6 protein-coding genes are annotated in these 7,419 nt (G+C 53.0%); 3 read left to right on the top strand and 3 right to left on the bottom strand.

Features of this window, described 5'->3' with window-relative positions:
* From speB to RTK01_RS14985, 3 genes are all read right to left on the bottom strand, one after another.
* A partial coding sequence (gene speB, locus RTK01_RS14995; RefSeq protein WP_312281743.1) for an agmatinase occupies positions 1–732 on the bottom strand: 732 nt, incomplete at its 3' end.
* Complete coding sequence (gene speE, locus RTK01_RS14990; protein WP_312281742.1) at positions 729–1,589, bottom strand: polyamine aminopropyltransferase; 861 nt, start codon at positions 1,587–1,589, stop codon at positions 729–731. The genes speE and speB, both read right to left, overlap by 4 nt.
* Entirely contained in the window at positions 1,589–3,055 is a 1,467-nt protein-coding gene (locus tag RTK01_RS14985; protein ID WP_312281741.1) for an aminotransferase class I/II-fold pyridoxal phosphate-dependent enzyme, read from the bottom strand. Before RTK01_RS14985 ends, speE begins: the two co-directional genes overlap by 1 nt.
* Positions 3,056–3,763: 708 nt before the next feature.
* On the opposite strand from RTK01_RS14985, the gene scfA reads away from it, so the two are divergent.
* The 3 genes from scfA to RTK01_RS14970 all read left to right on the top strand — a co-directional run bounded on the left by scfA (position 3,764) and on the right by RTK01_RS14970 (position 6,730).
* On the top strand, positions 3,764–3,910 hold the full coding sequence (scfA, locus tag RTK01_RS14980; RefSeq protein WP_312281740.1) for a six-cysteine ranthipeptide SCIFF: 147 nt from the start codon (positions 3,764–3,766) through the stop codon (positions 3,908–3,910).
* A gap of 66 nt (positions 3,911–3,976) precedes the next feature.
* Positions 3,977–5,356, top strand: a complete 1,380-nt coding sequence (scfB, locus tag RTK01_RS14975; protein ID WP_312281739.1) for a thioether cross-link-forming SCIFF peptide maturase — start codon at positions 3,977–3,979, stop codon at positions 5,354–5,356.
* Between the two features lie 24 nt (positions 5,357–5,380).
* Positions 5,381–6,730, top strand: coding sequence for an amino acid decarboxylase (locus tag RTK01_RS14970; RefSeq protein WP_312281738.1), 1,350 nt, complete (start codon positions 5,381–5,383; stop codon positions 6,728–6,730).
* Positions 6,731–7,419 lie beyond the last annotated feature (689 nt).

Below are 7,419 nucleotides of genomic sequence, written 5' to 3'. Positions count from 1 at the left end.
TGCTAAACGGATCGCGTTCAGCAACTCCATAAAGGTCACCCCTCCAGCCTCCGGAGTCCCCGTGCCGGGAAACACGGCCGGGTAAAGGCAGTCCAAGTCAATGGTCAAATAAACCGGTGCATCCGAGGCGCGTAATTGCTTGACCAATCCCTCCAGACCGCCGAAGCAGAAGGGATGCAAATCCGTGTGCTCTTTTGCAAACTGAAATTCCGTCCGGTCGCCACTCCGAATGCAGAATTGATGGATTCGTCCATTCCCCAAAAGATCGTGGCAGCGGCGGATCACACAGGCATGACTCAGCTCGGCGCCCAGATATTCGCTGCGCAGATCCGCGTGGGCATCAAAGTGGATGAGGTGGAGCTTTGGGAACTTTTGGCTCACGGCGCGAATAGCCCCCAGCGTGACCAAGTGTTCTCCTCCCAAAAGCAGGGGGCGCTTCCCGTCCCGCAAAATTTCAGCCGTGCGCTTTTCAATGTCGCTGAGTGCAGACTCCGCGCTTCCAAAGCAAAGCTCTAAATCTCCGCTGTCGAAAATGCGGCAGTCGAACAAGTCTCGGTCCTGATACGGGCTGTATGTCTCAAGACCAAAGCTCTCGTGTCTCATGGCGGAAGATCCGAATCTTGCCCCCGGCCGGTAGCTGGTGGTGGAATCAAAGGGCGCTCCGAACAAAACGATCTCGGCCTCCTCATAAGCGCAGTCGCAGCCGATAAACGTTTCAACATTAGGTCTCATGATTTCTCCTCCACTTCCAGCAGCAGTTTTTCTAAAAACGCAGGCAGGCAGAAAGCCCCGGTGTGAAGGCGGGCCGTATAATACTGCGTGTCCAAATGCAGTGCGCGCCACCTCTCAGCATCAAGATCATCCACGGGATGGTATTTTTTGCTGGCGAAGCCAAAGAGCCAATAGCCGGCGGCATAGGTCGGAATATGCGCCTGATAGACCCTGCTGATGGGGAATGTGTTGACGATCCGCTTATGGCTGCGCTGCATGGCCTCCGAGTCATGGCGGTAAAAGGGGCTACCCTGCTGGTTGACCATAATCCCGTCCTCACGGAGCGCATTACAGCAGCTTCCGTAAAACTCTCTTGTGAAATAAGGCTCCGACGGTCCGAACGGATCGGTGGAGTCCACGATGATCAGATCGTACTGCGCTTTGCGGCGGCGGATAAAGCGCAGGGCGTTGTCAAAATAGATATGCACCCGCTCATCGTCCAGCCGGCAGGCGTTCTCCGGCAGATAGAGCCGGCATGCCTCCACCACTTGATCGTCCATTTCCACCAGATCGATGGACCGGATTGTTTCGTATCGGGCCAGTTCGCGCACTACGCCGCCGTCTCCCGCGCCAATGACCAGCACATCCTGAATGTTGGGGTGGACCGCCATCGGAACATGGGTGACCATCTCATCATAGATAAATTCGTCCCGCTCCGTCAGCATCACGTTCCCGTCAAGTGCCAAAACCCGTCCAAACTCGGGCGTATCATAAATATCGATCTGCTGATACTGACTTTTGTGCGAGTACAGGTGCCGATTAACCCGAATGCTGAGCTTGACATCCGGCGTGTGAAATTCGCTAAACCAGAGTTCCATCAGTGTTCCTCCTGTAAGACATTGATTTTCTCAATATCGGGGTCTTCGGGTCCGGTCATGGAGCACCCCTTTGCTTTCGCGTATTGGATATATTGGAGCACCTCAGACGTGATGCGCTCCCCAGGTGCAACAACGGGAATCCCCGGCGGATAGCACATGACAAACTCACTGCAGATGCATCCGGCGCTCTCCGTCAGAGGAACACTTTTTTTCGAGGCGTAAAACGCATCCTGTGGGCTCATCACAACCTCGGGTGCAATGTATTCTTGATTCATCAGTCCGCTACTGTCCGTCTGATAGCGTCTGCGAATCTCCGCCAGCGCACTGACCAGCCGCTCCGCCTCCTGCGGACGGTCCCCCATGGAGAGGTAGGCGAGGATATTGCCGATATCGCCAAATTCAATTTGAATATCGTACTCGTCGCGCAGAAGGTCGTACACCTCGATCCCGGCCAGTCCGATATCACGGGTGTGGACGCTGAGCTTGGTGGGGTCAAAGTCAAACACAGAGTCCCCGTTCACACACTCTCTTCCAAACGCATAGTATCCGCCAATGGCATTGATCTCCTCTCTGACATACTCCGCCATCGCCGTTACCTGCTGAAACATAGTCCTGCCGCGCAGGGCCAGATTGCGGCGGCTGATATCAAGGCTGGACATCAGCAGATAACTTCCGGAGGTGGTCTGCGTCAGGTTGATAATTTTGCGGACATATCCCTCCTGAATCCCCGGCCCGATCAGCAGCAGGCTTGACTGCGTCAGACTGCCGCCGCTTTTGTGCATGGAAACAGCCGCCATATCCGCTCCCGCCGCCATAGCGGAAACGGGCATATCCGCTCCGAAGTAAAAATGCGTGCCATGGGCTTCGTCTGCCAAGCAGTACATACCGGCCTCGTGTGCTATTTTCACAATTGCCCTGAGGTTGCTGCAAATTCCATAGTAGGTTGGGTTATTCACCAAAACCGCAACCGCGTCCGGATTTTCATGAATTGCATTGGCGACCTGTTCCCGTTTCATCCCCAAAGAGATTCCCAGGCGCTGATCCACCTCCGGATTTACATAGACCGGAATCGCGCCGCACAGGATCAGCGCGTTGATGACGCTTCGATGCACATTTCGCGGCAGGATGATCTTATCGCCACGCTTGCAAGTGGAAAGTACCATACTCTGCACCGAGCTTGTGGTGCCTCCCACCATCAAAAAAGCGTGGGAGGCGCCAAATGCCTCAGCCGCCAGCTCTTCCGCTTCTCGGATCACAGAAACCGGGTGGCAGAGGTTATCCAGCGGCTTCATGCTGTTGACGTCAACGCTGATGCAACGCTCGCCCAGAAATTCCGTCAACTCTGGGTTGCCCTTGCCCCGCTTGTGTCCCGGAACGTCGAACGGCATCACCCGCATCTGGCGAAATGTCTGCAAAGCCTCGTAAATAGGCGCACGATTCTGATTTAGCATTGTCTTTTTCTCCATATCGCACCTCGTAAAAACAAAAAACCACAAGCTGTTATTACACAGCTTGTGGTTAAAACCTGTTCTCACAACTCCATCGTATTTTTCGAAAAAATCCTGCGGCATCTCAGGGACAATCTCCCACAAAGCCATAAAATCAAAATCCGAAAAGAACAGAGCGGATATTCAGAGGGTACTTTAGAGTCTATATAGCAATCATACTTTTACTACTCTTTATTGACCGTTTCACAAGTCTGCGCAATCACGCATTTTGGTTATGAAGTAACCAACTTATAAAATTTGAGATTTTAACTCAATCAATAAGAGGCGGAAAACCACCAATCGGCAGTGGACCCGGCTGTCCGTATGGCCTCAACTCCCGAGGGAGTGGTCCCAGTATTCGCTAATGAACTCTTTAACTCCTCATTTTTTTAAGATGCGCATTAATATGACATGTTTTCGACAATTTGTCAATAGATTTGTGAATGAAATTTTTTCTTGCAGCTTTATTTGAGGCGCAGGGCCCGCCAATTCTGCAAGTTTTTTGTCCTCATGATACATTGGCGGCCGGGATCTAAAATTTACGCGGATTGATCTAAAACGGTAATTGCTTTCTACGCGTTTTCTTGACAATTCAGCCGAAATATGATATAAGTTTCAGGCTAAATGTTAATTAAACAGTCTGTGGTATCATCGGTGACCGCCCAGGCAGAAATGGAGATTTGCATTATGGAAAGAATCAAGACGCTTAAAACCCGTAATCTCTGCGAAAGCGCCAAGCACGGTGGCTGCGGCGAGTGCCAGACTTCTTGCCAGTCCGCCTGCAAGACCAGCTGCGGTATTGCCAACCAAAAGTGTGAAAGCGCTGGCAAGTAAGAAAAGCTGATAAAAAATGCCGCCGAACCGGCGGCATTTTTTTATAATGGATAACACGGAGGAATTATGGTACATCAATATCAGCTCAATGGATGCAACATCGTTTTGGACACTTGCTCCGGCGCGATTCACGTGGTGGATGAAGTGGCTTACGACGTGATTTCCTTATACCGCAAAAAAAGTGCCGATGAAATCATTGCTTATCTGCTGGAAAAATACAGCGACCGCCCCGATGTCAATAAAGCGGAACTTTGCGTGTGTCTCGAGGATGTGGCGGAACTGGAGCGCGTCGGAAAACTTTTTACTCCCGATACATTTGAGCCGCTGGCCGACATCTTTAAGGAGCGCAGCAACGGCGTGGTAAAGGCGCTGTGTCTGCATGTGGCCCACACCTGCAACCTCAATTGCGCCTATTGCTTTGCAAGTCAGGGAGAGTATCATGGAGACCGCGCGGTGATGAGCTTTGAGGTGGGAAAGCGCGCGCTGGACTATCTGGTGGAGCACTCCGGCAGCCGCACAAATCTGGAGGTAGACTTTTTCGGCGGAGAGCCGTTGATGAACTGGGATGTTGTAAAGCGGCTGGTGATGTATGCCCGTAGCATCGAAAAGGATGCCCATAAAAACTTCCGTTTTACCCTTACCACCAACGGAATGCTGATTGACGACGATGTGATTGACTTTTCCAATCGAGAGATGAGCAACGTTGTTTTATCGTTGGATGGGCGTAAGGAGATTCACGACCGCTGCCGGGTGGATTACGCCGGCAACGGCAGCTGGGAGCGCATTGTCCCCAAGTTTCAAAAGCTGGTACAGGCCAGAGAAAACAAAAACTACTACATGCGCGGTACCTTCACCCACGCAAATCCCGACTTTCTCAACGATATCCCCGCAATGCTGGATTTGGGTTTTACGGAGCTGAGCATGGAGCCGGTCGTCTGCGCCCCATCCGATCCCGCCGCCCTGACGCAGGAGGACCTTCCCATCGTATTGGAGCAGTATGAGCGGCTTGCCAAGGAGATGCTGGAGCGGAAGCAGTCCGGCCAGCTCTTTACCTTCTATCACTACATGCTTGACCTCACTGGCGGGCCTTGCATCTATAAACGCATCTCCGGCTGTGGGTCCGGAACGGAGTACATGGCCGTGACGCCTTGGGGAGATTTGTATCCGTGCCATCAGTTTGTCGGTGATGAGCAGTTCCGGTTGGGAGACATCTGGAACGGTGTTGACAACTCCGCAATTCAGGAGGAATTTCGCAGCTGCAACGCTTATTCCAGACCTGAGTGCGCGGACTGCTGGGCCAAGCTGTATTGCTCCGGCGGCTGTGCTGCCAACGCATACCACGCCACCGGATCTCTCTGCGGCACATATGCTTATGGCTGCGAGCTGTTCCGAAAGCGCATGGAGTGCTCCATTATGATTCAGGTGGCGGAAAGTTTGGGCAAATAAGCAGAAGATCGGGAGGCACACAGTATGGAAACCCCCATTGCGGACTTTGTAAGCGCCTATCTGCAAAGCGGCGTCTCCCGGCTGCATATGCCCGGACACAAGGGCCGGGGACCGCTGGGTTGTGAGCAGTTGGACATCACGGAGATTGCAGGCGCGGATGCGCTGTATCAGGCCGACGGCATCATTGCCCGCAGCGAGCGAAATGCTGCCGCCCTGTTTGGTACCGCCGCCACTTTTTACTCTGCGGAAGGCTCGTCGCAATGCATTCGAGCAATGCTGTATCTTTCCATGCTCCACGCCCCGTCCGGCGGCGAGCGCCCGGTCATCGTCGCCGCCCGAAACGCACACCAGTCCTTTGTACTGGCGGCTGCTTTGCTGGATGTGGAAATTGTCTGGCTCTGGCCGGAGGACGCTTCTTTCTCTCTGTGCCGATGCAGCGTATCTTCCCGGCAGTTGGAGGGTGCTCTTAAACGGCTGTCCCGTCCTCCCGTTGCGGTGTATCTTACCGCGCCGGACTATTTGGGAAACACGCTGGACATTGCGGCGCTGGCAGAAACTGCCCACCGGTTCGGCGTCCCTCTTGTGGTAGACGGCGCGCACGGCGCTTATCTCAAATTTCTGCCCCACAGCGCCCATCCCATTGACCTGGGCGCTGATTTGTGCTGCGACTCCGCCCATAAAACGCTGCCGATGTTGACCGGCGGGGCGTATCTTCATGTGAGCCCGCAGGCTCCGGCGGATTTTATAGAAAACGGAAAGCGTGCGTTGGCGCTGTTCGGTTCTACCAGTCCTTCCTATCTGATTCTGCAATCTCTGGATCTTGCAAACCGCCATTTGGCAGAGGATTACCCAAGCCGTTTGGCAGCCTGTGCGGCACGGATGGAGGTGCTTCGAGCCGCTTTGCGGGACAACGGCTGGAGGATTGCCAAAAGCGACCCCATGAAACTCACGTTCGCCGCCGCGGAAAGCGGTTGGGATGGTAAAGAGCTGGCGATGCTGCTGCGGCAGGAAAAGGTGGAGTGCGAGTATGCCGACCCGGACTTTACCGTGCTGATGGCCACGCCGGAAAACACAGAGCAGGATTTCACGAGGATTTTATCCGCTCTCGGGAGAAACTCCCGCCAAAAGCAGATTCTGCGCTGTTGCCCGACTCTTGTTCCCATGGAAACGGGTTGCTCTCCCCGAGAAGCAGTCTTCGCTCCCAGCGAATCCGTTCCCGCTTCACTGGCGGCAGGCCGAATTCTAGCCGCGCCCACTGTCGGCTGTCCTCCCGCGGTTCCCGTGGCGGTGAGTGGCGAGCGTATTTCGCAGAGTGCGGTGGAGGTGTTTGCTTATTACGGGGTCTCCTCCGTTCAGGTGGTCAAAGATCTTTGAGCGCGCTCCTGTTTTCTGGGTAGTGTCAAGAATTGGACCTGTTGACAAAGAGGAAAAATCCTCTCGAAATCTTGTAGGAAATAGAGAGGATTGAGTATCTTTGAATAAAAAGAAGGGCTTTAACCATTCTCTTTAGATTCAAGGCCAAAACATATAAGGGGCACTCCTCTGCGGCAACGAAAAGACCTCGATTGTGTACGGCTGATAGGCAACGTTCTCTTTTTAAAACGGAGAAGCAGCCTTCGGCCCATATTTTTTATTTCTTCATCATCAGCCAATAATCCGGAGAACCTACACACATATGGCCGCGATGAAATGCTGGTAGCAACTATTTCCAAAAATTCTTTGCCGTATCCCGTTTTATCAAAGCACTTTGGTTTTCTGTAACAATGGAAGCAACTGTCATCTTGTATTTGGTAATACCGCAGATATTTCTCAGTCGATTTGTTGCAATTCAACCTGTGCCAAGCAAAAAGGTAGGGGGGCGGACAAGAAGTTGGACTGGTCATGATCCCAACAGGAGGAAAGCATGTATACCGAGGAGCAGTACTACAAGGCACTTGCCCTATATGACGAGTGCGGTTCCGTCACCAAAACAATCATACAACTGGGGTATCCGGCAAGGCGGAAAACCCTTTACAATTGGATCACGAGACGAGAGCATTTGCCAAAGGAACGCTCAAGCTTTC

The sequence above is a fragment of the Oscillibacter sp. genome, from assembly GCF_031978065.1.
Lineage (GTDB): Bacteria > Bacillota > Clostridia > Oscillospirales > Oscillospiraceae > Oscillibacter.
Note: the sequence above shows the minus strand (reverse complement) of the source record. Positions and strands in the feature narration are given on the sequence as shown.